At 69.1% G+C, this 24,778-nt stretch carries 27 protein-coding genes and 1 tRNA gene; 15 read left to right on the top strand and 13 right to left on the bottom strand.

The genetic code is table 11. From position 1 onward, the window contains the following. Entirely contained in the window at positions 1 to 921 is a 921-nt protein-coding gene (locus ACFQ7C_RS13245) for an AEC family transporter (protein ID WP_378901708.1), read from the bottom strand. A gap of 88 nt (positions 922 to 1,009) precedes the next feature. Here ACFQ7C_RS13245 and ACFQ7C_RS13240 point away from each other — a divergent pair, with 88 nt between their 5' ends. Continuing rightward, entirely contained in the window at positions 1,010 to 1,459 is a 450-nt protein-coding gene (locus tag ACFQ7C_RS13240; RefSeq protein WP_378901705.1) for a pyridoxamine 5'-phosphate oxidase family protein, read from the top strand. Positions 1,460 to 1,677: 218 nt separating this feature from the next. Here ACFQ7C_RS13240 and ACFQ7C_RS13235 read toward each other — a convergent pair whose 3' ends face one another. Both ACFQ7C_RS13235 and ACFQ7C_RS13230 read right to left on the bottom strand, forming a co-directional pair. After that, the gene (locus ACFQ7C_RS13235) at positions 1,678 to 2,259 is read right to left on the bottom strand and encodes an RNA polymerase sigma factor (protein WP_378901702.1); all 582 of its coding nucleotides are present in this window, start codon (positions 2,257 to 2,259) and stop codon (positions 1,678 to 1,680) included. After that, a complete protein-coding gene (locus ACFQ7C_RS13230; RefSeq protein WP_378901699.1) occupies positions 2,259 to 2,849 on the bottom strand; it encodes a hypothetical protein in 591 nt (196 codons plus the stop codon). The genes ACFQ7C_RS13235 and ACFQ7C_RS13230 overlap by 1 nt, the downstream gene beginning before the upstream one ends. Positions 2,850 to 3,540: 691 nt before the next feature. Here ACFQ7C_RS13230 and ACFQ7C_RS13225 point away from each other — a divergent pair. Together ACFQ7C_RS13225 and ACFQ7C_RS13220 are read left to right on the top strand one after the other, a co-directional pair. Next, on the top strand, positions 3,541 to 4,905 hold the full coding sequence (locus ACFQ7C_RS13225) for a DUF222 domain-containing protein (protein WP_378901696.1): 1,365 nt from the start codon (positions 3,541 to 3,543) through the stop codon (positions 4,903 to 4,905). 86 nt (positions 4,906 to 4,991) lie between these two features. Next, positions 4,992 to 5,858 (top strand): GyrI-like domain-containing protein, encoded by an 867-nt coding sequence (locus ACFQ7C_RS13220; protein WP_378901693.1) that lies wholly within the window; start codon positions 4,992 to 4,994, stop codon positions 5,856 to 5,858. Positions 5,859 to 5,876: 18 nt separating this feature from the next. Here the strand turns inward: ACFQ7C_RS13220 and ACFQ7C_RS13215 are convergent, their stop codons facing one another. Then, positions 5,877 to 6,443 carry a TetR/AcrR family transcriptional regulator gene (locus tag ACFQ7C_RS13215; protein WP_378901690.1) on the bottom strand — a complete coding sequence of 189 codons (567 nt, stop codon included), beginning with the start codon at positions 6,441 to 6,443 and terminating at the stop codon, positions 5,877 to 5,879. Positions 6,444 to 6,569: 126 nt separating this feature from the next. On the opposite strand from ACFQ7C_RS13215, the gene ACFQ7C_RS13210 reads away from it, so the two are divergent. Further along, a complete protein-coding gene (locus tag ACFQ7C_RS13210) occupies positions 6,570 to 7,217 on the top strand; it encodes a GNAT family N-acetyltransferase (protein ID WP_378901686.1) in 648 nt (215 codons plus the stop codon). Between the two features lie 52 nt (positions 7,218 to 7,269). On the opposite strand, the gene ACFQ7C_RS13205 is transcribed toward ACFQ7C_RS13210, so the two are convergent. Continuing rightward, complete coding sequence (locus tag ACFQ7C_RS13205) at positions 7,270 to 7,533, bottom strand: DUF6458 family protein (RefSeq protein ID WP_378901684.1); 264 nt, start codon at positions 7,531 to 7,533, stop codon at positions 7,270 to 7,272. A gap of 265 nt (positions 7,534 to 7,798) precedes the next feature. Here ACFQ7C_RS13205 and ACFQ7C_RS13200 point away from each other — a divergent pair, with 265 nt between their 5' ends. The 3 genes from ACFQ7C_RS13200 (at position 7,799) to ACFQ7C_RS13190 (ending at position 10,925) form a co-directional block, all read left to right on the top strand. Beyond that, the gene (locus tag ACFQ7C_RS13200) at positions 7,799 to 9,088 is read left to right on the top strand and encodes a nitrate/nitrite transporter (protein WP_378901681.1); all 1,290 of its coding nucleotides are present in this window, start codon (positions 7,799 to 7,801) and stop codon (positions 9,086 to 9,088) included. An 80-nt stretch (positions 9,089 to 9,168) separates the two neighbouring features. Next, complete coding sequence (locus ACFQ7C_RS13195) at positions 9,169 to 10,089, top strand: pseudouridine-5'-phosphate glycosidase (protein WP_378901678.1); 921 nt, start codon at positions 9,169 to 9,171, stop codon at positions 10,087 to 10,089. Continuing rightward, on the top strand, positions 10,089 to 10,925 hold the full coding sequence (locus tag ACFQ7C_RS13190; protein WP_378901675.1) for a carbohydrate kinase family protein: 837 nt from the start codon (positions 10,089 to 10,091) through the stop codon (positions 10,923 to 10,925). Before ACFQ7C_RS13195 ends, ACFQ7C_RS13190 begins: the two co-directional genes overlap by 1 nt. Before the next feature lie 7 nt (positions 10,926 to 10,932). On the opposite strand, the gene ACFQ7C_RS13185 is transcribed toward ACFQ7C_RS13190, so the two are convergent. Continuing rightward, on the bottom strand, positions 10,933 to 11,379 hold the full coding sequence (locus ACFQ7C_RS13185; protein ID WP_378901672.1) for an SRPBCC domain-containing protein: 447 nt from the start codon (positions 11,377 to 11,379) through the stop codon (positions 10,933 to 10,935). After that, the gene (locus tag ACFQ7C_RS13180) at positions 11,372 to 11,761 is read right to left on the bottom strand and encodes an ArsR/SmtB family transcription factor (protein ID WP_378901669.1); all 390 of its coding nucleotides are present in this window, start codon (positions 11,759 to 11,761) and stop codon (positions 11,372 to 11,374) included. The genes ACFQ7C_RS13185 and ACFQ7C_RS13180 overlap by 8 nt, the downstream gene beginning before the upstream one ends. 91 nt (positions 11,762 to 11,852) lie before the next feature. On the opposite strand from ACFQ7C_RS13180, the gene ACFQ7C_RS13175 reads away from it, so the two are divergent. Continuing rightward, positions 11,853 to 12,422: a dihydrofolate reductase family protein gene (locus ACFQ7C_RS13175; protein WP_378901666.1), complete on the top strand. Its 570-nt coding sequence runs from the start codon at positions 11,853 to 11,855 to the stop codon at positions 12,420 to 12,422. 4 nt (positions 12,423 to 12,426) lie between these two features. Here the strand turns inward: ACFQ7C_RS13175 and ACFQ7C_RS13170 are convergent, their stop codons facing one another. The 3 genes from ACFQ7C_RS13170 to ACFQ7C_RS13160 are packed head-to-tail and all read right to left on the bottom strand — an operon-like array spanning position 12,427 to position 15,667. Next, a complete protein-coding gene (locus ACFQ7C_RS13170; RefSeq protein WP_378901663.1) occupies positions 12,427 to 13,188 on the bottom strand; it encodes an SGNH/GDSL hydrolase family protein in 762 nt (253 codons plus the stop codon). Positions 13,189 to 13,234: 46 nt separating this feature from the next. Further along, entirely contained in the window at positions 13,235 to 14,587 is a 1,353-nt protein-coding gene (locus tag ACFQ7C_RS13165) for an MFS transporter (protein WP_378901660.1), read from the bottom strand. Positions 14,588 to 14,623: 36 nt separating this feature from the next. After that, entirely contained in the window at positions 14,624 to 15,667 is a 1,044-nt protein-coding gene (locus ACFQ7C_RS13160; protein ID WP_378901657.1) for an LLM class flavin-dependent oxidoreductase, read from the bottom strand. Between the two features lie 91 nt (positions 15,668 to 15,758). On the opposite strand from ACFQ7C_RS13160, the gene ACFQ7C_RS13155 reads away from it, so the two are divergent. Next, the gene (locus ACFQ7C_RS13155) at positions 15,759 to 16,415 is read left to right on the top strand and encodes a phosphoribosyltransferase (RefSeq protein WP_378901654.1); all 657 of its coding nucleotides are present in this window, start codon (positions 15,759 to 15,761) and stop codon (positions 16,413 to 16,415) included. A gap of 13 nt (positions 16,416 to 16,428) precedes the next feature. Here ACFQ7C_RS13155 and ACFQ7C_RS13150 read toward each other — a convergent pair whose 3' ends face one another. Together ACFQ7C_RS13150 and polA are read right to left on the bottom strand one after the other, a co-directional pair. After that, positions 16,429 to 18,102 carry a DUF885 domain-containing protein gene (locus ACFQ7C_RS13150; RefSeq protein WP_378901651.1) on the bottom strand — a complete coding sequence of 558 codons (1,674 nt, stop codon included), beginning with the start codon at positions 18,100 to 18,102 and terminating at the stop codon, positions 16,429 to 16,431. A gap of 79 nt (positions 18,103 to 18,181) precedes the next feature. Then, the gene (gene polA, locus ACFQ7C_RS13145) at positions 18,182 to 20,839 is read right to left on the bottom strand and encodes a DNA polymerase I (protein WP_378901648.1); all 2,658 of its coding nucleotides are present in this window, start codon (positions 20,837 to 20,839) and stop codon (positions 18,182 to 18,184) included. A gap of 64 nt (positions 20,840 to 20,903) precedes the next feature. Here polA and ACFQ7C_RS13140 point away from each other — a divergent pair, with 64 nt between their 5' ends. Continuing rightward, positions 20,904 to 21,335 (top strand): hotdog fold thioesterase, encoded by a 432-nt coding sequence (locus ACFQ7C_RS13140; protein ID WP_378901645.1) that lies wholly within the window; start codon positions 20,904 to 20,906, stop codon positions 21,333 to 21,335. 68 nt (positions 21,336 to 21,403) lie between these two features. On the opposite strand, the gene ACFQ7C_RS13135 is transcribed toward ACFQ7C_RS13140, so the two are convergent. Further along, positions 21,404 to 22,027, bottom strand: coding sequence for an ANTAR domain-containing response regulator (locus ACFQ7C_RS13135; RefSeq protein WP_109209425.1), 624 nt, complete (start codon positions 22,025 to 22,027; stop codon positions 21,404 to 21,406). 47 nt (positions 22,028 to 22,074) lie between these two features. Here ACFQ7C_RS13135 and ACFQ7C_RS13130 point away from each other — a divergent pair. The 5 genes from ACFQ7C_RS13130 to ACFQ7C_RS13110 all read left to right on the top strand — a co-directional run bounded on the left by ACFQ7C_RS13130 (position 22,075) and on the right by ACFQ7C_RS13110 (position 24,627). Further along, positions 22,075 to 22,157 (top strand) — tRNA-Leu (locus ACFQ7C_RS13130). A gap of 163 nt (positions 22,158 to 22,320) precedes the next feature. Then, positions 22,321 to 22,680 carry a PadR family transcriptional regulator gene (locus tag ACFQ7C_RS13125; protein ID WP_378901642.1) on the top strand — a complete coding sequence of 120 codons (360 nt, stop codon included), beginning with the start codon at positions 22,321 to 22,323 and terminating at the stop codon, positions 22,678 to 22,680. Between the two features lie 2 nt (positions 22,681 to 22,682). After that, complete coding sequence (locus ACFQ7C_RS13120; RefSeq protein WP_378901639.1) at positions 22,683 to 23,051, top strand: DUF1048 domain-containing protein; 369 nt, start codon at positions 22,683 to 22,685, stop codon at positions 23,049 to 23,051. After that, the gene (locus ACFQ7C_RS13115; protein WP_378901636.1) at positions 23,048 to 23,863 is read left to right on the top strand and encodes an ABC transporter ATP-binding protein; all 816 of its coding nucleotides are present in this window, start codon (positions 23,048 to 23,050) and stop codon (positions 23,861 to 23,863) included. The genes ACFQ7C_RS13120 and ACFQ7C_RS13115 overlap by 4 nt, the downstream gene beginning before the upstream one ends. Next, a complete protein-coding gene (locus ACFQ7C_RS13110) occupies positions 23,860 to 24,627 on the top strand; it encodes an ABC transporter permease (RefSeq protein WP_378901633.1) in 768 nt (255 codons plus the stop codon). Before ACFQ7C_RS13115 ends, ACFQ7C_RS13110 begins: the two co-directional genes overlap by 4 nt. Positions 24,628 to 24,778 lie beyond the last annotated feature (151 nt).

Below are 24,778 nucleotides of genomic sequence, written 5' to 3'. Positions count from 1 at the left end.
TCAGCCCAGGAGCAGGGTCACGAGGATCAGCACGGGAACGCAGCCGAGGGTCGTGAGGAACACGGTGTCGCGCGAGATCGTCTCGCCGACGTCGTAGCGCTGCGAGTAGTTGAAGACGTTCTGCGCCGTGGGGAGGGCCGCGAGCACCGTGACGATGAGCACGTCGTGCGCCGAGAGGCCGAAGACGAACTCGGCGACCGCCCACGCGATCACCGGCATCGCGACGAGCTTCAGCGCGGTGGCGAGCACGATGTCGCGCCGCCGACCCGACGCCCCCAGCACCCGCTGCCCATGCAGCGAGATGCCGTAGGCGATCAGGAGGATCGGCACGCAGGCGTTCGCGATGAGCATCGCCGGCTCCATCACGATCGGCGGCAGCTCGATGCCGAGCACCGAGACGAGCGTGCCCAGCACCGAGCCGACGACGATCGGGTTCGTCGCGACGCGGCCCACGGCGCGCCAGAGCGATGCGCGGGCGGTGGTGACAGCATCCAGGATCGCCATCGTGATGGGGGTGAACACCAGCAGCTGCAAGAGGATCACCGGCGCGGGATACGCCGCGCTGCCGAGCAGATACAGCGACAGCGGGATGCCGATGTTGTTCGAGTTGACCTGCCCCGCGCTGAGGGCGCCGATCACGGTCTCGCCGGCGGAGCGCCGCCAGATGAGGCGGGCGACCAGCGCGTAGACCAGGATCACCGCCACCGCGGCGATGGCCGAGACCGGCAGCAGGGCCGAGAACAGCGTGCGCACGTCGGCTTGCGCGAGCACCACGAACAGCAGGAACGGCGACAGCACGAAGAACGTGAGCCGTGCGAGCACCGGCCGCGCGTGCTCGCCGAGCAGGTCGATGCGTCCGAGGATCCACCCCACGAGGATCGCGACGCCCACCACGACGAACCCGGTGAGCGACTCCAGCATGCTTCGAGCCTAGGAAGTCGTTGTCCGGGGAGCGAATCGCGTGCCGCTGGGTGACAGACTGGCACGCGCCGAACCAAAGGAGCACCGGATGCCTGAACCCCGTGACCGCGCGACCCGCAAGGCCGATCTGCTCGCGGCGCTGACCTCACCGGCGGCCGACGTCTGGGTGGCGACGGCCTCGCCCGAGGCGGCGCCGCACCTCGTGCCGCTGTCGCTCGCCTGGATCGACGACCGCGCCGTGATCGCGCTCGAGGGCGACTCGGTGACGGCGCGCAACATCGGCGCGTCCGGGGTCGCGCGACTCGCGGTCGGCCCGACGCGTGACGTGGCGATGCTCGACGTCGTGCTCGAGCGCTCGGCGGGCGTGGACGATGACGCATCGCTCGGCGAGGCCTACGCGGCGCAGGCCGACTGGGACCCGCGCGGGCTTCGCGGCTACGTGTTCCTCGTGCTGCGGCCGACCCGCATCCAGGCATGGCGCGAGTCGAACGAGCTTTCCGGCCGGGTGCTCATGCGGGACGGCGACTGGGTGGTCTGACCCGGCGTCGCAGCAGAACTACAGCCGTGTCCGGTCGGCTGGTTCACCTTGCGCCGATAATGCACATTATGTCAACTCGTACACGACATCCTCGCGTCTGAGGCGAATTGGCCTCTCCCCTCGGCCTCCCCTTCTGTGGCGCGGCGAATGGCCGCCCACGGGATGAACAACCATCGCTTGACCTGATCCGACACCTCAGCAACTAGCGAGAACGGTTCTCACAATCCCCTGGTCGCCTGTGGAACATGCGTAGCTCCCGTTTCCGGTGGTCCAAGGTGCGCGAGCTTAGCCGTGAGCCGCTGCTTCGCGCGGGAATAGCGGGTGCGAGCGCTCGATGGGTTGAGACCCATGACGCGGGCTGCCTGCGCGATGCTGAACCCATCCCAGTGGACCAGAATCAACAGTTCACGAGAACGCCCGTCGAGCGCATATAGAGCGTCGCGGACCTCTTGGGCCCTCAGCTGCGTCTCGATGATGACGTCTGGCGTGTCGACCGGAGTGCGCTCCAGCAGCTCATCGCTCAGCGTGTCTGCGAGAGCGAGCTGAGCGATCCCACGTCGACGATAGTTGCGCAGCACATTGCGGGCGACGCCGAAGCACCACATCCGCGCATCCTCCTCGACCGTGGGTACCTTGGCGGCGTGCTCCCACAGCGTGAGCAAGATCTTGCCTAGAAGATCGGCGGCGTCTTCGGGGGTGAGGGTGCGGCGCTGCAGGTAGTGCAGCAGGTCTTCGCCGTTGTCGTCGACGACGATCTCGATCCAGTCGCGCAGTTCTGGTGGCGTGGGACGTCGGCTCATCACCGCAGCTGTCCCCTGCAGTCCGACGTCGAGCCAGCCGAACCGCTCTGCTGTTGTAGTTCAGGTGGGATCTCTGCCCAGATCACCCGGCTCGTTGCGAGTATGAACGTGTGAGAGTCGCGGAGTTCCTGGTTGTCCACCTCCCAGTCGTCGTTGGGCCCGGGGGCAAACGGATTGGCCATTGCTTCGTCGTAGATGCGCTGACCAATGCCGTCCCAGTCGTGGTTCTCGACAAACTCGGTGAGTTCCTCGTCAGCTTCGGTTCGGGTTGCTGGGTCGCCGAAGAAGAACCCGTATCGACAACTCACCTGGACGCCGGTGTCGGTCGTGTAGTTGATCGGGATGTTCACGACATCCACCTGCATGCCGTTCACCCACAGGCTGAGAGGAACCACCACCGCGGCACCAGCCAGCGTCAGCGCACCGACAACAAGCGTCGGAATGATGACCCGACGACGCCGCCAGAACGGCCTCCGGTTGCTGCGGATCTCCCGTTCGGCTTCCACAGACATGCCGCGGACGAGTTCCCGAACCCTGGGATCGCTCGGCGTCGCGGGGTCTGCCGCTGCGAGCTCATCGCTGATATCCATGCCCGCTCCCTTCGCGCCGCCCACACAAAGTACATGTCCCACGGACGCCAAAGCGTCTCACTGAACTCGGCGAACGATGCGGGCACGCGGGTCGCAGGCTCATAACGATCTCCTCGTGCGAGGCCCGACCGCCCCGAGACTAGGTCCATGCGACGACTCGCCTCTTCGATCGCGGCAGCCGCGGATCCTCGCGCTCACTGACTGGGTACGCATCGACGGCACCGAACAGTGCGGCGGCAATCGGCGCGCCGACGTCGTCATCGAACTGTCGGTCTCGCGAGCACAGATCGAACCAGCTCAAAGCGTCGCCCGAGGCCATGTCCTGCTCGCGCCTGACGGCCCGGAATACTTTCCCCCCTCTTCCTCGTGCAGGGTGAGCAAGACCTCGTCGCCGCCGGGCACATGCTCGCCGCCTCGCGCGTGTTCCCGAACGCGAATTCGCCATCATCCCGGCAGCCACCTCTTTCCGATGGACTCCCCCGGCATCCTCGACCCGATCCTCGTCGCGTTCCTGCGCGGGCGAGCTACCCAGCGACGGGTGAGGCCGGAATTCGACTTGAGTGCGCGGGACTGTGCGATGAGACCCGGCTCACCTGGGGATTGGAGTGTGAGATCAAATCTGGACTTTATGTTCGTGTATATCGGCGGCACAGGTCTATTGATAATAGGATAAATGTACTAGACTCGACCTATGGAACCCACCTCGCCGACGCTCGAACGCGTCGGTGGCGAGTTCGTTCTCAGAGAGCTGTTCTGGGATGCCGAGTCGGCGCAGTTCGAAATGAATCGCCGCGCGGCGCGGCAGTGCGAGTATCTCGCTGACGTGCTCGACTTTGCGCGCGCCCACCCGGAGCTGTATGTGAACGTGGACTTCGACCCGCGCCTCGCCGGAGAAGTACCACCTCTCGGTGGGGATGCCGTGCTCGCAGAGCGGTGTGCGGTTCTGGAGGCGTCTTCGCGGCTGCGGCTGACCGAGGGCGAAGTGCGGTCGTCTGCGGCCGTGGCACAGCGGGCGCGCGCCGAGCTCCCCCACGTGTGGCAGGCGGCGCGCGATGGGCTCATTTCGATCGCACACGTGAAGGCTGTGCTTGCCCAGCTTCCACTCTTCGAAGGTGTCCCCGATGTGATCGGCGGCTTCGATGAGCTGATGTGCGATATCGCACGGGCTGCCACTGTCGCGGCCACTCGCCGACAGGCTCGCCTGGTCGCCGACCGGATGACCGGGTCCACGCGGACCCAGCGGCACGCAGCCGCCTTCGCTCGTCGCACGGTGTACGTCGAGGACGTAGCCGACGGCATGTCGTGGGTGTACGCGATGGTCACGACAGATCGTGCACACGCGTTCGATCGCGAACTCTCGCTCACGGCGAAGCAGATGTCCGCGGACCAGCGCGACGGTCGCACGACAGGCCAGATCCGCGCCGATCTGTTCGCCGACCTGTTGCGCGGCCGCGACGTCACCAGAGTGAAGGCGAAGGTGCTGGTGACCGTTCCGCTCGACCGGCTCGCTCCTGAGGCGCGTGCGAGCGTACGGGACGTCCGTGCGCGCACGCCGATGGCGGGCCTGGATCTGAACAGCGACTGCCTGATCCCCGGGGTCGGGCCGATCGACGATGCCAGTGCCCGGCAGTTGCTGCTCGAGGCCGGGGCCTTCACGCGGGTCGTCACAGACCCGGTCACCGGCGTGATCTTGGACATGGACCGCAGAGCCCGCAAAGCCACTCGTGCCCAACGGGAGTGGCTGGCATTGGTGCACGGCACCTGCGCACGCGACGGCTGCGACCGCCTCGCGATCGATGGCGACATCGATCACCACTGCGCGTATCACGGCCCTGGACGCGGCCAGACCGACATCGCGAACCTCGATCCCCTGTGCGACCCTGATCACGCCGTCAAAGACACCACGCTGCTCCGACATCAGAGGCGAGAGGACGGGAGTATCGAGGTCGAGTTTCCGAGCGGGCATCGCACCACGAACCCGTTCGCGGGTCTGCGCGAGCGGGTCCGTGCGCTTCTCGACCAGATTGCGGAACCGCCGGAGGACCCGCCCTTCTGACATCCGGTACGGCGCGATCGAATCGAACCGCGATAGTCGGGTGCACGCGTTCGCGGCCCACGAGACTCGATGTCGAAGGAGGAACCGTGATCGCGATTCTCAACCGGGTCATCGAGCTCGTCGAGCTCGACCTGTCGGACGACGTCGACCTCACCTCTGTCGCGGGAAGCCTGGGCACCACCGAGTACCACGTGCGTCGGATGTTCTCGTCGCTCGCGGGCATGCCGTTGTCCGAGTACGTGCGACGTCGCCGGATGACGGTCGCCGCCGCCGACCTGCTCGGAGACGGTGAGCTGCTCGAGATCGCCGTTCGTCACGGCTACGGCTCGACGGAGGCGTTCAGTCGTGCGTTCCGGACGGTGCACGGCGTCAGCCCCGCTGACGTGCGCCGCGATGGCGGTCCCCTTCGCTCACAAACGCAGCTCAGGTTCCGCCTGACCGTAGAAGGGAACTCACCCATGGACACCCGCATCGCCGACCGACCGGCATTCCGGCTCGCCGGCCACGCCGCGCGAGTGCCCCTCATCCACGAGGGCGTCAACCCGCACATCCAGGCGCACATCGCCGCTCTGCCCGCCGGCGAGCACGAACGGCTGAAGCAGCTGAGCAGCATCGAGCCGGCGGGACTTCTGCAAGTGAGCGCCGACGTCGACCCCGACTACACAGAGGGCAGCGAGCTGACCTATCTGCACGGCGTCGCGGTCAGCGAGGACGCGTCAGTGCCCGGCGATCTCGACGTCATCGAGGTCCCGGCCGGCACGTGGGCGGTGTTCCGCACGGAAGGGCCCTACCCCACCGCACTCCAGGCGACCTGGGCGGCGACGGCGAGCGACTGGTTCCCGTCGAACCCCTGGCGGCTGCGGCCGGGACCGTCGATCGTGTCGGTGCTCGACCGCTCCTCCGACTTCCGCACCGCGACCTGCGAGCTGTGGCTGCCGGTCGAACGCGAATAGGGCCTGCCGCTCGCCCGGTCAGAGGGACGCCGCGAGGATCGACTGGACGAACTCCTCCACCGCATCGTCATCCGGAAGGGCGCCGGATCCACCGGCAGACAGCAGGTAGGCGCTTCCGGTGAGCGCCAATGCCAGAACCGGGACGTCCGCGTCCCTCCGGATCCACCCCACTTCACGCCCGGCGGCCAAGACGTCGGCGACCGCCGTCGTCGCGTCGCCGAGCAGCGGAATGCCGCGAGAACCGTCGCTCACCCTGCGTCGCACGCCGTCACGGCCGATCGCCAGGCTCACGAGCGCGAGCATCGTCGAGGTGAACACCTGCTCGATCACATCCGCGACCGCCGCCGGTGCGGACTCCGCCACGCGCGGCTCGATCTCGCGGATGCGGACGATCTCACCCACGACGAGCGCCGCGATGTAGGCATCGAAGTCCTCGAAGTGGCGATGCAGCACGCCTTTCGCTACGCCGGACGCCTCCGTCACCGACCGGCTCGTCAGTGCGCTCGCACCCTTCTCGGCGAGGATACGGCGGCCCGCCTCCAGCAGGAGTCCGCGGGCATCGTCGAGTGCGCGTCCGGTAGGCATCGACCCTCCAAATGGGCAACCGCCCATTAAAAGTGGGCATGCGGTCACTCTACCCTGCGATCGCGTCCGTCTGGCAGACTTCCGGGATGCCGCACACCGACGCGCTCGCTCTGGCCCGCTTGCGCCGTGTCGGTGAGGGCGGGCGACCTCGAACTGCGCTGGATCGACGACGAAGTGCTGGTGCATCTGGCGGAACTGGCGGGTCGAGGCATCCATGATCCCGACACGATGCCGTTCGAACACCCGTGGTCCCGCGGCACGGCGGAGGAGGTCGCGCGGAGCGTTCTCACGTTCCAGTGGGGCATCCGCAATCGCGTCTCCCCGGACGCGTTCGTCCTCGAGTTCGCGGTTCTCCGTGACGGCGTGCCGGCCGGTGTCCAGGGCCTGACGGCGAACGACTGGTCCGTACTGCGCCGAGTGAACACCGGCTCCTGGCTGGGGCGTGCCCACCAGGGGCGCGGGATCGGCACCCGCATGCGGATGCTCGCGCTGCACCTCGCGTTCGAGGGTCTGGGTGCCCGGGAGGCCACTTCCGGCGCTTTCGTCGACAACGGTCCGTCCAATGCGGTGTCGCGGCGTGTGGGCTACGAGTCCGACGGAGCGTTCTTCGTCGCCCGTGAGGGCGTCGCGGTGCTGCACAACCGCTTCGTGATGTCGCGCGAGCGCTGGGAGTCGCTCCGGCGTGATCACATCGCCGCGCTCGGCGCGCCGATCGAGATGCGCGGTGTCGACTCGTTCCGCACGTCGATCGAGTCGGTGCTCGCCGGCGACTGACCGCGCACGGCCGCGACCGCGGGAGCCTCAGCACCCGCGGTCGCAGGGTCGTTCACAGTCCGGCGGCGTCGTCCGTCGAGCTCGTGCTCCGGCGCGTGACCTGCTCGTTGACGTTCGGGTCGACGGCGGTCCGCGTGACGGACTCCGACCGACGCCGGCGCGCCAGCAGGACGATGCCGACCAGGAAGATGACGGCTCCGGCACCCATGAGGATGTAGCCGATCATGTCGAGATTCACCCACTCGACCTCCACGTTCACCGCGAACGCGAGGATCGCTCCGATGGCGAAGAGGGCGATGCCTGCTCCGATACTCATGCGAGGTGTCCTTTCCGGGGCGCGGCGATCAGCCTCCCCTGTCTCGGGACGAGTGGTCCCGTACGTACGCTCCCGCATCCCCGGTCGTCTGCGGGAGGGGGTTGACAGGTGACGGATGCTGCCGCAAGGCGTGGATCCACGTCATTCCGGCCTGCGGCCCGGTGAGCGGGCGGGCGCTGGCAGAGGCATCCGTTGCGGTGACTACTGTGGAAGGGTGCACAGTCTGTCCCGTCCTCGCGCGACGGGGCCGGGAGCATATGCGTGGGTGATCTGGACGGTGGGCGTCGCCGGATATGTCCTCGCGATCACGAACCGCTCCTCCTTGAGCGCCGTGGGCGTCGACGCCGCGGCACGCTTCGACGCCGACGCCGCCACCCTGTCGCTCTTCGCGGTGGTGCAGCTCGCGGTCTACGGCGGGATGCAGATCCCGATCGGGGTGCTGCTCGACCGTTACGGTGCACGGCCGATCATGACGGTCGGGATGCTGCTGATGGCGGTGGGCCAGCTCACCATGGCCCTCTCCCCCAGCGTGGGTGTCGCGATCGTCGCGCGCATGCTGCTGGGGGCGGGAGACGCCGCGATCTTCCCTGGAGTGCTGCGCCTCATCGCGACCTGGTTCCCGGCGCAGCGCGGCCCGATCATGGTGCAGCTCACCGGCATCGTGGGGCAGGCGGGGCAGCTCGTGGCGCTGATCCCGCTCGCCGCACTGCTGCACGCCACCACCTGGACGATCACGTTCGGAAGCATCGCCGGGCTCGGCGTGCTGTTCGCGATCCTCGTGTTCGTCCTCATCCGCAACCACCCGCCCGACCGCGACGACGACGTGTCGGTCGACACCGACACCGGAGCGATCCGCGTCGTGACGTCCTCGGTCGACACCGGTGTCGGCATCCGTGCGGCGTGGGCGCATCCGGGGACACGCCTGGCGTTCTGGTCGCATTTCACGACGCCGTTCGCCGGAACCGCATTCGTGCTGCTGTGGGGCATGCCGTTCCTGACTGCGGGAGAGGGCCTCAGCACGGCCGGAGCCGCGTCCATCATGTCGCTGTACGTCGTCGTCGGCATGGCGCTCGGCCCGATCATCGGCGAGCTGTCGCGACGCATCCCGCACCTGCGGTCACGAGCCCTGGTGCTTCCGACCGTCGCCGTGCAGGCGGTCGCCTGGCTCGCCGTCATCGCGTACCCCGGTCCCGCGCCGCTGTGGCTGCTGATCGCACTCGCGGTCGCCCTCGCCACCGGCGGACCGGCGTCGATGATCGCGTTCGACCACGCGCGCACCCACAACCCCTCGCATCGTCTCAGCACGGCGACGGGGGTGACGAACGCCGGCGGATTCCTCGCGGCGCTCGTCGCGATCCTCCTCATCGGCCTCGCGCTCGACCTGCAGGGCGCCGGCACGCCTGCGACCTACGATCTCGACGCCTTCCGGCTGGCGTTCCTCATGCAGGTGCCCCTGTGGGCGCTCGGGAGCGCGTTCATCGTCATCGAACGCAAGCGCACGCGCATCCGCCTGGGGATGGACCCGCCCCGGACGCCGCGGCGCCGGCGCGGCTGAGCCCGAGCGTCGGGCGGTCGCGGCATCCGCTCGATACTGTGTCCCTAGTCCGGGCCGGAAGAGCTGCCCGGACCGAAAGGATGCCCGTGTCCGATCCCCTCGTCATCGCTCCGGAGGTGCGCGACGCCGTCGCGACGGGCGATCCCGTGCTCGCCCTCGAGTCCACGATCTTCACGCACGGACTGCCGCGACCGCGCAATCTGGCGGTCGCTCTCGAAGCCGAGGCCCGCGTGCGCGCGCTGGGCGTCGTGCCGGCGACGATCGGCCTCGTCGACGGCCGCCCGACCGTGGGACTCACCCCTGACGAGATCGAGCGCCTCTCGTCCGACGACGGCGTCGTCAAGGCGAGCGTGCGCGATGTGCCCGTCGCCGCGGTCAAGGGACTGAGCGCGGGCACGACCGTCGCGGCCACAGCACATCTCGCCGCGAGGGCGGGCGTGCGGGTCTTCGCGACCGGTGGACTCGGCGGTGTGCACCGCGGCGCCGCGCAGACCTTCGACGAGTCTGCCGATCTGCCGACCCTCGCCGGGCTGCCGCTCGTGGTGGTGAGCGCGGGAGTCAAGTCGATCCTCGACATCGCGCTGACCCTCGAACGCCTCGAGACGCTGAACCTCACCGTGGTGGGCTATCGCACGACGGACTACCCCGGCTTCTACGTGGGCGATTCCGGCCACGACGTGGAGTACTCGGTGGACTCCCCCGCCGAGATCGCCGCGATCGCGCGCACCCGCGACGCCCTGGGCATCTCGTCGACCCTGCTGGTCGCCAATCCCGTCGCCGCGGATCGGCAGCTCGACCCGGCGCTGCATGACGACGTGCTCGCGCGGGCGCTCGCCGCGGCGGATGCCGAGCGGATCTCGGGGCATGACACGACGCCGTTCCTGCTCGACTTCTTCCAGCGCGAGACGGGCGGGCGCAGCCTCGACGTGAACGTCGCGGTGTATCGCGGCAACGTCGACCTCGGCGCACGCATCGCGCGGGCGCTCGCGGGCACCGCCTGATGCTGGTCGTGATCGGTGACCTCGTCGCCGACCTGATCGTCCTCGGCGGCGCGACGCTGGAGCGCGGGACCGACAACCCCGCCGAGGTCCGCCTCACGCGGGGCGGCAGCGCCGCGAACGTCGCCGCGGCGGCTGCGGTGCAGCATCCGTCCCGCTTCATCGGCCGCGTCGGCGACGACACGCTCGCCCGCGCCCTCGTCGGAGAGCTCGAGGCTGCCGGCGTCGACGCCAAGGTGCAGCGGCACGGCCGCACCGGCTCGATCGTGGTGCTCGTCGACGCCGTGGGCGAGCGCACCATGATCACCGACCGCGGCGCGGCGGCCGAGCTCGACGACATCGACCCCGCGTGGACGGCCGACGCCGACTGGGTGCACGCGCCGCTGTACGGCTTCGCGGCGGTGCGCTCCGCGCGTGCGGTGACGGATGCTGCCGCCCGGGCCGCTGCGCAGGGTGCGCGGGTCAGCGTCGATCTATCGAGCGTCGCGACGATGCGCGCGCTCGGCGGCGAAGGACTGCGGCGCGTGCTCGGGGAACTGAAGCCCGACGTCGTCTTCGCCAACGAGGACGAGGCGCGCACGGCGACCGAGCTCGGCGTCGAGCCGGACGCCGTCTACGTGGTCAAGCGCGGCGCGGCGCCCGTGCTCGTCACGGTCGACGGGAAGGCGACGGAGGTGCCCGTGGAGCGGGTGGACGATGTTCTCGACTCGACCGGTGCGGGCGACGCCTTCGCCGCGGGATTCATCGTGGCGGCGCTGGAGGGTGCCGGCCCGCGCGAGAGCGCCCGGGCGGGCAGCGTGCTCGCGATGAGTGCGCTGCGTCGCCCGGGCGCCCTGTGAATCGCCGTCAGGCGGTCTGCAGACGCTCCAGCACGCGCTCGATGTCGTCGATGAACGAGTTGTAGCCGGCGATCGTCGCGGCGACCTGCTCGTCGGTGAAGTCGCTGCGGTCCTGGCGGATGGTGAGCACGGTTGCGTCGCCGGACTCCTCGAGGTCGAAGAGCACGGGCAGCCCCGCGTCGTCGCCGGGCTGGTCGGTCAGCGTCATCGCGAGGTGCGACGGCGGCTCGACGGTCTTGTACTCCCCCGCCCAGTCGATCCGGTTGCCGTCGGGCAGCAGCATCACGGCGCGGAAGGCGCCGCCAGGACGCACGTCCATCGTCAGGCTGTCCTGCGGCACGTCGACGGCCGCGGTGCCGAACCACACGGCGAAGTGCTCGGGCTTGGTCAGGGTCTCGAAGACCAGCTCCCGAGGCGCCTGCAGGGTGCGGGTGATGGTGAAGTACTCAGTCATTGTCGTTCTCCTTCTCGATGGGTGCGGCGGGGCCGCCGGTCGGTGTCGTGCGCGGCGCCCCGAGCTGCTGCAGGGCGTTGAGGTACTGATCGAGGGCGCCGAGACTGTCTTCCCAGAACTGCGCGTAACCGCCGATCCAGACGGATGCTGCGGCCAGCGGTCGCGCGTCCAGCCGGGCGGGCCGGTACTGGGCGTTGCGGCCCCGCGTGACGAGCCCTGCCCCCTCGAGGACGCGCAGGTGCTTCGACACGGCGGCGAATGTCATGTCGAACGGCTCGGCGAGCTCCCCCACCGTCGCCTCGCTCTCGCTCAGTCGTGCGAGCATGGCGCGACGCGTCGGGTCGGCGAGCGCCGCGAACGTGCGGCTCAGTGCATCGGTCATCTCGTCTCCTGTATTCAACCAATAGGTATAGTACTCATCGGTTGAATATCGTGTCAAGGACTTTGTCCGAGATGCGCGCTACCGTGACCGCATGCCCCGCGTCGTCTTCTACACCGCCACCACGCTCAACGGCTTCCTCGCCGACGACCACGACTCTCTCGAGTGGCTTTTCGCCGCTCCCGGCGGCGAGGGCGGCGACGAGGACTTCCAGCGCTTCCTGTCGGGCATCGGCGTGCTCGTCCAGGGCTCGTCGACGTACCGGTGGGTGCTCGAGCATGAAGATCTGGTCGCGCACCCCGAGAAGTGGCCGTCCTACTACGGCGACCGTCCCACCTGGGTCTTCACGAGCAAGGACCAGCCCGTCGTGCCCGGCGTCGACATCCGGTTCGCCTCCGGCGACGTCCGCGAGGTGTGGCCGCAGATCCGCGACGCGGCGGGCGACCGCGACGTGTGGATCGTGGGCGGTGGCGATCTCGCGGGCCAGTTCGCGGATGCGGGACTCCTCGACGAGATCCGGGTCTCGATCGCGCCCGCCACGCTGCCCTCGGGCAAGCCGCTCCTCCCCCGCAGCCTCGGCGCCGATCGGCTCGAGCTGAAGGCCGCACGGCAGGCGGGCGCGTTCGCCGAGCTGACCTATGCCGTGACCGGTGGCTCGGCGTGAGCGTTTACCAGCTGGTCGGGGCAATCTCGGCCCACTGACCGAACTTCGGCTCGCGGCCGTCGCCCGATGACGTCCCGGTCAGGCGTCGCCGGACCCAGGGGCCGACATGCTCGCGGTAGTAAGCCGCGCCGCGGGGGCCCATCGGGGGCAGCGGCGGCTGCGACCACCAGTCCGGTACCGGCTCGACGCCGAGCGCGCTCAGCACACGGGCGGCGACGCGGTGGTGTCCGCGCGAGTTCATGTGCAGGCGGTCCTCCGACCAGTACGGGGGTGTCGCGAGCTCCTCGTCGAACCAGTTGTACGCCTGCACGACGTCGGTGCGCGCGGCCAGGCGCGCCTCCACGGCGTACGACAGAAGGTCGCCGCGCCGCTGGATCACGCGTTTGAGCGGCAGCTGCGCCGTCGGGTTCGCCCCCGACAGCACGATGAGCTGCACGCCCTCCTCGTCGCAGCGACGGAGCACGGTCTCGAAGGCTGCCAGCACGTGCGCGACGCTGGTCCGCGGGCGCAGCATGTCGTTGCCCCCGCCGTTGAACGACAGGTGCGTCGGCCTCAGCGCGAGCGCCGGCTCGAGCTGCTGCTCGACGATCGGCCACACGAGCTTGCCGCGGATCGCGAGGTTGGCGTACTCGACCGGCTGATCGACGGCGTCCGCCCAGCCTTGAGCGACGAGGTCGGCCCAGCCGCGCACGTGTCCATCGGGGAGCTCGTCGCCCACACCCTCGGTGAAGGAGTCGCCGATCGCGACGTATCGAACGGATGCCACGGGCTCCAGCCTACGACCGGCTCGGCGCGGCGCGGGCGCGGCGTCGTCAGCGGTCGTCGAGCGCGACGCCGCGCCGGTCGACGAGCCCCCAGGCGACGGTCGCGGCGATGGCGAAGAACACCGCGAACACGACGAACAGCACCGGCGCGCCGCCGGCGACGAGCAGCGGCGGCACGACGAGCGGCGCCACGATCGACGCGATGCGCCCGACGCCGGCGGCCCAGCCTGAGCCGGTGGCGCGCAGCGACGTCGGATACATCTCGGGAGTCACCGCATAGAGCGCACCCCACGCGCCCAGGTTGAAGAACGACAGCGCCATGCCGGCCGCGATGACCGCGCCGGCTCCAGCGGCGGTGCCGAAGAAGATCGCCGACACCGCCGAACCGACGAGGAATACGGAGAGCGTCGCCCGGCGTCCCCACACCTCGATGAGCCACGCCGCCACGGCATAACCGGGAAGCTGCGCGAGCGTGATGATCAGGGTGAAGCCGAAAGAGCGCACGAGGTCGTACCCCTGCGCCACGAGGATCGACGGGATCCAGATGAATGCGCCGTAGTACGAGAAGTTGACGCAGAACCACACCAGCCAGAGGCACGCGGTGCGGACCCGGAACTCGGCCGACCACAGCGCGCCCAGCCGCTCCCCCAGCGAGGTCGCGGCGGGTGGCGGCACCGTCGGCCGCCCGACGGCAGGGACTGCCGGCACGCCGCCTGCGTCTTCGAACGTGCGCACGACGGACTCCGCCTGGCTGAAGCGTCCCCGCCGCTCCAGCCAGCGCGCCGATTCGGGCAGGCCCCACCGCACGATGAGCGCGTACGCCGCGGGGATGGCGCCCAAGGCGAACGCCCAGCGCCAGCCGTCGTCGGAGGTCGGGATCACGAAGTAGCCGATGAGGGCCGCGAGCGTCCAGCCGACCGCCCAGAAGGCTTCGAGGATCACGATGAGGCGTCCTCGCATGCGCGCGGGAGCGAACTCGCTCACGTACGTGCTCGCGACCGGCAGCTCGGCGCCGAGCCCCAGCCCCACGAGGAATCGCAGCACGAGGAGCGCCGCGAGCCCGCCGACGAGCGCGCTCGCGCCCGTCGCGAGGCCGTACACGAGGAGCGTGAGGGCGAACACCTGCCGGCGTCCGAACCGGTCGGCGAGCAGCCCGCCCACGCTCGCGCCGATCGCCATTCCCACGAAGCCGACCGAGGCGATCCAGCTCGCCTCGGTCGGTGTCAGGCTCCACTGCGCAGCCAGCGCGGCGATGATGAACGAGATGAGCCCGACGTCCATCGCGTCCAGCGCCCATCCGATCCCCGATCCGGTGAGCACGCGCAGGTGCTTGCGGGTGAAGGGCAGATGGTCGAGGCGCTCCGAGAGCGTCGACGACGCGCGGGTTCCGGCATCCGTCATAGCGTCATGCTACGGATGCCGCGACCTTCGCGGGGCTCACGACAGCATGTCGCGCACCCGCGGCACGACCTCGGTGCCGAACAGCTCGATCGAGCGCATCATCTTCTCGTGTGAGAGGGTGCCGGTCGAGAACTTCATGTCGAAGCGGGAGGCGCCGAGGGTCTGCACGGTGTCGGCGATCTTGCGGGCGACGGTCTCGGGCGAGCCGACGTACAGCGCCCCCTCCGGGCCGACGTCGTGCTGGAAGCGGAGCCGGTTGTAGGTCGGCCAGCCGCGCTCGCGCCCGATGGAGTTGTTCATCGCCTCGAACCCCTCGTACGCCTCGTCCCACGCCTGCTGATCGGTCTCGGCGACGTGGCCCGGCGAGTGGACCCCCACCGGGAGCTGCTGCTGCCCGAAGGTGTCGAGCGAGCGGCGGTACAGCTCGGCGAAGGGCGCGAAGCGCCCGGCCGGCCCTCCGATGATCGCGAGCATGAGCCCGTAGCCGTAGCGCGCGGCGCGCACCGCAGACTCGGGGGTCCCGCCCACGCCGACCCAGGCGCGCAGTCCGTTCTCGGTCTTGGGGAAGACGTCGGCCTCGTCGAGGGACGCGCGGAGCGTCCCGCTCCACGTGACGGGCTTCTCCGTCAGCAGCTGCGAGAAGAGGTCGAGCTTCTCGTCGAACAGCGCCTCGTAGTCGCGCAGGTCGTAGCCGAACAGCGGGAACGACTCGATGAACGATCCGCGGCCGAGGATGACCTCGGCACGACCGTTCGAGACCGCATCGAGCGTCGCGAAGCGCTCGAAGACGCGCACCGGATCGTCGCTCGAGAGCACCGTGACCGCCGTGCCCAGGTGGATGCGCTCGGTGCGTGCAGCCGCGGCGGCGAGCACGATCTCAGGGCTCGACACCGCGAACTCCCTGCGGTGGTGCTCCCCCACCCCGAAGAACGACAGGCCGACGCGGTCGGCCAGCACCGCCTGCTCGACCACGTTGCGGATCGTCTGCGCGTCACTGATGAGCTCACCGGACGCGTCGCGCGTCACGTCGCCGAAGGTGTCGAGTCCGAGCTCGATGGTGGCGGGGTCGACAGAGGTCATGTGTTCGTCTCCTTCTATGCGCTTGCATGAACCCGGTGAGCAGCCACCGCATTCCCGACACAGCCACGCCCCGCGAGCGTAGCGTGGAGGCATGATCCCGTTCGCGGATCGCCGGTCCGCCGGGCGCGAGCTCGCCGCAGAGCTCGAACGATGGCGGGGAACGGATGCCGTGGTCCTCGGCATCCCGCGAGGCGGCGTCGTCGTCGCCGCAGCGGTCGCCGAGGTGCTCGGGCTCCCGCTCGACGCGGTCGTCGTGCGCAAGCTCGGCGCGTCGGGGCACGAGGAGTACGCCGTGGGTGCGATCGCCGACGGGGTGCGCATCGTCACGCCCGGCGCGATGCGGTGGGCGGGCATGTCGTCGCGCGATCTCGAACGCGTCGAGGCAGCCGAGCGCGACGAGCTGGCACGGCGGACGGATGCCTTCGGCTCGTCGTCCGTGGAGCTGTCGGGGCGCACCGCGATCGTGGTGGACGACGGCGTGGCGACCGGCGCGACCGCGATCGCGGCGTGCCGTGCTCTGCGCGCCCGCGCCCCGGAGCAGATCGTCCTCGCCGTGCCCGTGGCACCGGAGCGGTGGGAGCCACCGGCCGACGCGGTCGATGCGTTCGTGTGCCCGAACCGGGAAGCCGACTTCTGGGCGGTGGGTCAGTACTACGACGACTTCCGTCAGACGACCGACGCCGAGGTCGTGGCACTGCTGCGCTCCGCTTCGACAGGCTCAGCGACCGACGAGGTCGCCGGTCCCTGAGCCCGTCGAAGGGTCAGCGCGAGAGGGCGGAGCGCAGCGTGTCGAGTCCGACACCGCCGAGGTCGAGCGCGCGCTTATGGAACTGCTTGATCGAGAAGGCATCGCCCTCGCGCTCGGCGACCTCGTCGCGCAGCTGCTCCCAGATGCGCTGGCCGACCTTGTACGACGGCGCCTGGCCCGGCCAGCCGAGGTACCGGTTGACCTCGAACTTCACGAACTCGTCGGGCATGTTGACGTTGCGCAGCATGAACTCGAGTGCGAAGTCGGCGTCCCACGGCCCCTGGCCATCGGGACGCGGCTTCTCGAGGTGCACGCCGATATCGAGCACGACGCGGGCGGCGCGCATGCGCTGGCCGTCGAGCATGCCGAGGCGGTCGGCGGGGTCCGACAGGTAGCCCAGCTGCTCCATGAGGCGCTCCGCGTAGAGCGCCCAGCCCTCGGCGTGGCCCGACGTGCCGCCGAGGAGCCGGCGGTAGGTGTTGAGCTGCGCGCGGTTGTACACCGCCTGCGCGATCTGGAGGTGGTGGCCCGGAACACCCTCGTGGTAGACCGTCGTGAGTTCGCGCCAGGTGTCGAAGTCCTCGACGCCCTCGGGCACCGACCACCACATGCGGCCGGGACGCGAGAAGTCGTCGGTCGGGCCGGTGTAGTAGATCCCGCCTTCCTTGGTGGGCGCGATCATGCACTCGAGCGTGCGGATCGGCTCGGCGATGTCGAAGTGGGTCGCGCCGAGCTCGGCGACGGCGCGGTCGCTGGTCTCCTGCATCCACTTCTGCAGCGCCTCGGTGCCGTACAGCTTGCGGCTCGGGTCCTGCTCGAGGAACGCCACGGCCTCCTCGACGGTGGCGCCTGCCTTGATCTCGTTCGCGATCGCCTCCTGCTCGGCGACCATGCGCGCGAGCTCCTCGACGCCCCACTCGTAGGTCTCGTCGAGGTCGATCGTGGCCCCGAGGAAGCGGCGCGAGTGCAGCGCGTACAGCTCCCGGCCCACGGCATCCTTCTCCGTGGCGACGGGGGCGAGCTCATTCGTGAGGAACGCCGCGAGCTCGTCGTATGCGACCCGGGCGGCGTTGGCATTGTCGGCGAGGTCGCGTGCGAGGGAGGCGGGGAGCTGGCCCTCTTCCGGTGCGGCGTCGGCGGCGAAGCTCGCGAAGAATCCGTTCTCCGCGGTGTAGCGGGCGATCTGCGTGGCCACCTCCGTGACCTGCCGGCGAGCCGGCACCACGCCCTGTGAGATGCCCTCGCGAAGCGTCTCGACGTAGCCGTCGATCGCCCCGGGCACGGCGCCCAGGCGCGCGGCGACGACGGACCAGTCGTCCGTCGTGGCGGTGGGCATCAGGTCGAACACGGCGCGGATGTTCTGGGCGTGCGAGTCGATGACGTTGAGGTCGCGCAGGTGCCACTTCGCGTCGTGCAGGTCGAGCTCGAGCTGGATCTGCTGGCTCAGGTCGTCCTTCGTGACGGCGTCGATGTCGTCGACCGCGTCCGCGGCCTGAAGTGCGGTCAGAGTCTTGCGTCCCTCGTCGACCAGGCGCTCCTGGCCCGCCGGGCTGTAGTCGCCGAATCGATCGTTGTACTCGTCGCGGCCGATGTACGTGGCGATCCGGGGTTCCAGCTCGGCGAGGGTGTCGACCCACGCATCAGCGATCTTGTCGATCTGCGTGGGCGTGCGGGTTTCGTCTGTCATAGCAACGAGCCTAGGCATGGCACGCGGTGCCGACAAACGAGGATCCCGGTGCCGGGACCGGCCGACGCGAGCCGGCCGATCAGTGACCGGCGACGTCCCAGTTGTCGCCGCGACCGATCTGCACGTCGAGAGGCACAGACAGTTGCGCCGCGTCTCCCATGCGGGTGCGCACGATCTGCTCGGCGGCCTCCCACTCCCCGGGCGCCACTTCGATCACGAGCTCGTCGTGGATCTGCAGCAGCACGCGCGACCTCAGCTGCTGAGCGGTGAAATCGTCATGGATGTGGAAGAGCGCGATCTTCATGATGTCGGCCGCGCTGCCTTGGATCGGCGCGTTGAGCGCGGCTCGTTCGGCGTTCTCGCGCAGGACGCGGTTGGGGCTGGCGAGGTCGGGGAACGGGCGCCTGCGGCCGAAGATCGTCTCGGTGTAGCCGTCGATCCGCGCCTGCTCGACGGACGAGCGCAGATAGTCGCGGACCGCGCCGAAGCGCGCGAAGTACTCCATCATGAGCTGCTTCGCCTCGGCCTGCTCGATGCGCAGCTGCTTCGACAGGCCGAACGCCGAGAGTCCGTAGACGAGGCCGTACGACATCGCCTTGACCTTCGTGCGCATCGCGGGCGTCACGTCTTCCGGGGCGACGCCGAAGACGCGCGAGCCGACGAAGCGGTGCGTGTCTTCGCCGGAGTTGAAGGCCTCAATGAGCCCGGGGTCCTCGGAGAGGTGCGCCATGATGCGCATCTCGATCTGCGAGTAGTCGGCCGTCAGCAGGGTCTCGTAGCCCTCGCCGACGGTGAACGCAGAACGGATGCGGCGGCTCTCCTCCGTGCGGATCGGGATGTTCTGCAGGTTCGGGTCGGTGCTCGACAGGCGCCCGGTCTGGCTGCCGGTCTGCACATAGGTCGTGTGGATGCGGCCGTCGGCGCCGCTGGTGCGGTCGCCCCCGATGGCGCTGTCGAGCGACTCGATGATCTGCCGGAGCTTCGTCGCCTCGCGGTGCTGGAGCAGCAGGTCGAGGAACGGGTGCGGGTTGGTCTCCTGCAGATCGGCCAGGACCGCAGCATCCGTCGAGTAGCCCGTCTTGGTCTTGCGCGTCTTCGGCAGCTGCAGCTCTTCGAACAGCACCTCCTGCAGCTGCTTCGGCGAGCCGAGGTTCACCTCGCGGCCGATCGCCGCGTACGCCTCCTGCGCGAGCGCATCTGCGCGGGCACCGAGCTCGCCCGAGAACTGCGACAGCGTCGCGTGCGACACGGCGACGCCCGCGAGCTCCATGTCGGCAAGGGTGTGCAGCGTCGGCAGCTCGATGTCGGTGAGGACCGCGCCCACGCTCTCAGGAAGCTCGGCGCGCACGGCGGCCGCGACGCGCATCAGATACCAGGACAGCTGGCCGGTCGTCGCCCCCTCCGTCTCGGGCACGAGCTGCGTCGGGTCGGATTCGGGGAGCTTCTCGTCGAGGTAGCGGTCGACGAGGTCGGCGAGCGTCTTGTCGGGGAAGCTGGGGCGCAGCAGCCAGCCGGCGAGGATCACGTCGAAAGCGAGCCCGCCGAGGCGTACTCCCGCCCGCTGCAGCGCCTTCACCTGCGGCTTGGCGTCGGCGAAGACCTTCGGCGCGTCGGAGGCGAGCCACGGCCCGATGGCCGCCGCGAGCTCGGGAGTCCAGGACGCCTCGGCCGCGGCACTCGTCGTCGCGACGCCGATGCGAGCCGGAAGTCCGCCCTCGACCGTGATCGTCACGCCGAGCTCGCCGGTCGCGTCCGTCAGCCAGGCGGCGAGCTCCGCGGGAGCGAGCTCCTCCGCGACCGGCGCGAGCTCGGCCGCGGCCGACGTGACCGCGGCCATCTGCTGCTCGATGCCGGCCAGCTCGGCGACGCGCGGGATGAGCGTCTTGAACTCGAGGCGCGAGAAGATGTCGCGCACCGCCTGCGCGTCCATCGGCTGCACCTCGAGGTCGTCGGGACCGAGAGGCAGGTCGACGTCGGTCAGCAGCCGGTTGAGGCGGCGGTTCCGGCGCACGTCGTCGAGGTGATCGCGCAGGTTGCCGCCCACGACGCCCTTGATGGAGTCGGCGCCCTCGAGGAGCGCGTCGAGCGAGCCGAACTGGGTCAGCCACTTCACGGCCGTCTTCTCGCCGACCTTCGGCACCCCCGGCAGGTTGTCGCTCGTCTCGCCCACGAGGGCGGCGATGTCGGGGTACTGCTCGGGAGGCACGCCGTAGCGGTCGATCACCGCCTGGCGGTCGTAGCGCTTCAGCTGCGAAACGCCCTGGACGTTCGGGTAGAGCAGCGTGATGTCGTCGTTCACGAGCTGGATGGTGTCGCGGTCGCCCGAGCACACGAGCACCTGGAACCCCCGGGCGGCGCCCTGCGACGCGAGGGTCGCGAGGATGTCGTCGGCCTCGATGTCCTCCTGCTGGAGCACGCGGATGCTCATGGCGGCGAGGCAGTCCTGCAGGAGCGGGATCTGCCCCTTGAACTCGGACGGCGTCTCGGAGCGGTTCGCCTTGTACTCGGTGTACTCGCGGGTGCGGAAGGACTGCCGGGAGGTGTCGAACGCCACGGCCAGGTGCGTCGGCTTCTCCGCCTTGATCAGGTTGATCAGCATCGCGAGGAACCCGTAGATCCCGTTGGTGTGCTGCCCATCCTTCGTCGAGAAGTTGTCGACGGGAAGGGCGTAGAAGGCCCGATATGCCAGCGAATGGCCGTCGACGACGAGGAGGGTAGGCTTTGCGGAGTCCGTCACCCTGCAAGCCTAGTCAGGGCCGGCGACACCCGATCTCCCGCCCCACGCACCCCGAAGGCGACGCATGCCCGAGCACTCCCCCTCCCCCGTCGACGGCCTCGCGTGGGCGGCGAACCGCGGCATGGGCGCGCTCGCGGAGAAGATGGGAATCGTCTTCACCGAGTTCTCAATCGAGCGCGCGGTGGCCACGATGCCGGTCGAGGGCAACACGCAGCCGGTCGGCCTGCTGCACGGCGGCGCGTACGTCGTGCTGGGCGAATCGCTCGGCTCGATGGCCGCGAACCTCTATGCCGGCCCGGGCCGCCTGGCCGTCGGCGTCGACATCAACGCGACGCACACGCGCTCGGCGACGTCGGGCCTCGTGACCGGCGTCTGCACGCCGATCCACCTCGGTCGCACGCTCGCCGTCCATGAGATCGTCGTCACCGACGAGGACGGCCGCCGCTGCTCGACCGTGCGCATCACGAACCACATCAAGGAGCTGCCGCCCGTCTGAACCCGGGCGGGAACGAGAGAAGCGGATGCCTCGGCTCGAGGCATCCGCTTCTCTTCGCGTTCGGGGGCTCAGCCCTTCTTGGGCGCGAGCTGCTCGATGATCGCCTTGGCGACGTCCTGCATCGTGAGGCGGCGGTCCATCGACGCCTTCTGGATCCAGCGGAAGGCCTCGGGCTCGGAGAGGCCCATCTTCTCGTTGAGGAGGCCCTTGGCGCGGTCGACGAGCTTGCGGGTCTCGAAGCGCTCGACCATGTCGGCGACCTCGGCCTCGAGTGTGATGATCTGCTCGTAGCGGGCCAGCGCGATCTCGATCGCGGGCAGCAGGTCGTTCGGAGTGAACGGCTTGACGACGTATGCGAGGGCACCGGCCTCGCTCGCGCGCTCGACGAGCTCCTTCTGGCTGAAGGCGGTGAGCAGGACGACCGGGGCGATGTGGTTCTTGCTGAGCTTCTCGGCGGCCGAGATGCCGTCCAGCTGCGGCATCTTGACGTCCATGATCACCAGGTCGGGGCGCAGCTCGGTGGCGAGGGCCACCGCGGTCTCTCCGTCTCCGGCTTCGCCGACGACGTCGAATCCGTTGTCGCGGAGGATCTCGACGATGTCGAGCCGGATGAGCGACTCGTCTTCGGCGACCACGACGCGGCGGGGGGTGGATGCCGTCGATGCGGCGGTCTGCTCCTGCTCAGTCACCATTGAATCCTACGGTATGGTCAATCGCGGACGCGCGGCACGGCGCGCGGGCCGGTGTGGCGGAATGGCAGACGCGACCGACTCAAACTCGGTTGCCCGAAAGGGCGTGTGGGTTCGACTCCCACCACCGGCACTCCCCCTGACATCGCTTTGAGCGGATGCCTCGATCCGAGGCATCCGCTCTTCTTGTTCTCCACCCTCGGAGAATCTTGGTATTCGCTGTTGCTAAGTACCAGTACCTAGTGTTACTGTCTACCAGTAGTCAACAACACTGAGTAGTCAGAAGGAGGTGCGCGATGGGCAAGCAGGAGACCGAGATGCTCAAGGGCACGCTGGAGGGCATCGTGCTCGCGATCCTCTCCGGCCGGCCCGCCTACGGGTACGAGATCACCTCGTGGCTGCGGGACCAGGGCTTCTCCGACATCGCCGAGGGCACGGTCTACGCCCTGCTGGTCAGGGTCGAGCAGCGCGGCCTCGTCGACGTCGAGAAGGTCCCGTCGGAGAAGGGACCGCCGCGCAAGGTGTACTCCCTCAACACGCAGGGCCGCGAGCAGCTCGCGGAGTTCTGGAGGACCTGGAGCTTCCTCGCAGAACGCATCGAACAGCTCCACCGCGAACACGCAGACAGCAACGCCAACCCCCAGGAAGAGGACTGATCATGGCCGCCAAGTGGTACGAAGTCGTCACCGGCTCGCTCGAGCAGAAGAAGCAGTACCGCCAGTACAAGGCGCGCATCGAGGCCCTGCCTGAGCCCTACCGCGCCGCCGCGAAGGCGCTGGACCGGTACTTCATGACCGTCGGCGGGATGACCGACGGCGTCACGATGATGCAGATGCTCGGCGACTCCGCCGACCTCTGGGAGCGCGCGGCCGCCGACGGCACGCCGGTGCGCGACATCGTCGGCGAGGACGCCTCCGCCTTCGCCGAGGAGTTCACCGCCGCCTACTCGGGCAAGCAGTGGATCGACAAGGAGCGCTCGCGCCTCAACAAGGCGATCGACGACGCAGAACGAGGAGAACAGAAATGACCACCGACACCGCCATCCGGGTCGAGGGGCTCGAGAAGTCCTACAAGGACCTGCACGTGCTGCGCGGCGTCGACTTCGACGTGGCGCGAGGGAGCATCTTCGCACTGCTCGGCTCGAACGGCGCCGGCAAGACCACGGTCGTCCGCATCCTGTCGACACTGCTGAAAGCGGATGCCGGCACCGCCGCGATCGCCGGGTTCGACGTCGCGGCGCAGTCCCAGAAGGTGCGCGAGACGATCAGCCTCACCGGGCAGTTCGCCGCCGTGGACGAGGTGCTGACCGGCCGCGAGAACCTCGTGCTCATCGCGCAGCTGCGCCACCTCAAGGATCCCGGCGCGATCGCCGACGGACTGCTCGCGCGGTTCTCGCTGACCGATGCCGGCTCCCGCAAGGTGTCGACGTACTCGGGCGGCATGCGCCGCCGGCTCGACATCGCGATGAGCCTCATCGGCGACCCGCCGGTGATCTTCCTCGACGAGCCCACGACCGGTCTCGACCCCGCGGCCCGCCTCGAGGTCTGGGACGCGGTGCGGGAGCTGACGCGGGGCGGCACGACCGTGCTGCTGACCACGCAGTACCTCGAGGAGGCCGAGCAGCTCGCCGACCGCATCGCGATCCTCCACAAGGGCCGCATCATCGTCGACGGCACGCTCAGCGAGCTCACGCAGCTGCTGCCGCCGGCGAAGGTCGAGTACATCGAGAAGCAGCCCAGCCTCGAGGACGTCTTCTTCGCCCTCACCGGCGAGGACGACACCGCAGAGCCCGGCGACGCCCAGGACGGCGCCGCCACGACACGGAAGGAAGGGCGATGACCACTCACGCCATCGGCGACACCGCCGTTCTCACCAGCCGGTCGCTGCGTCACATCCTGCGCAGCCCCGACACCATCATCACGACAGCGGTCACCCCGATCGCCCTGATGCTGCTGTTCGTCTACGTCTTCGGCGGAGCGATCAACACCGGCGCCGACCAGGGGTCGTACATCGACTACATGCTGCCGGGCATCCTGCTGATCACGATCGCCTCGGGCATCGCGTACACGGCCTACCGGCTGTTCCTCGACCTGCAGAGCGGCATCTTCGAGCGGTTCCAGTCGCTGCCGATCTCGCGGTCGGGGGTGCTCTGGGCCCATGTGCTGACGTCGCTGGTGTCGATCGTCGTCTCGCTGGCGCTCGTCATCGGCGTCGCGTTCCTGATGGGATTCCGAACGGGCGCGAGCTTCGGCGCCTGGTTGGGAGTGATCGGCATGCTGGTGCTGTTCACGCTGGCGCTCACGTGGCTCGCGGTGATCCCGGGCCTGACGGCGAAGACGGTGGACGGTGCGAGCGCCTTCTCGTACCCGCTCATCTTCCTGCCGTTCATCAGCTCGGCGTTCGTCCCGACCGAGAGCATGCCCGCTCCGGTGCAGTGGTTCGCCGAGAACCAGCCGGTCACCTCGATCGTCGACTCGATGCGCGCGCTGTTCGCCGGCCAGCCGGTCGGCACCGACATCTGGGTCGCGATGGCGTGGCTGGTCGGCATCCTCGTCGTCGCCTACATCGCGTCGATGGCGATCTACCGCAGGAAGATCAGCTGACGTCGGCACACCGGACCGCCGGAACACAGGGAAGAGCGGATGCCTCGGATCGAGGCATACGCGCTTATGGTGTGGACGTGACTAACCGGCCCAGAAATTGTTTGCGAGCGCCCTTGTCTTTAGATAGTCGAAAACCCCCAGGGAGATAGTT

The organism is Microbacterium sp. NPDC056569, assembly GCF_042793475.1.
In the GTDB taxonomy this organism is placed as follows: Bacteria; Actinomycetota; Actinomycetes; order Actinomycetales; family Microbacteriaceae; genus Microbacterium.
This window is presented reverse-complemented; position numbering and strand designations above follow the sequence as displayed.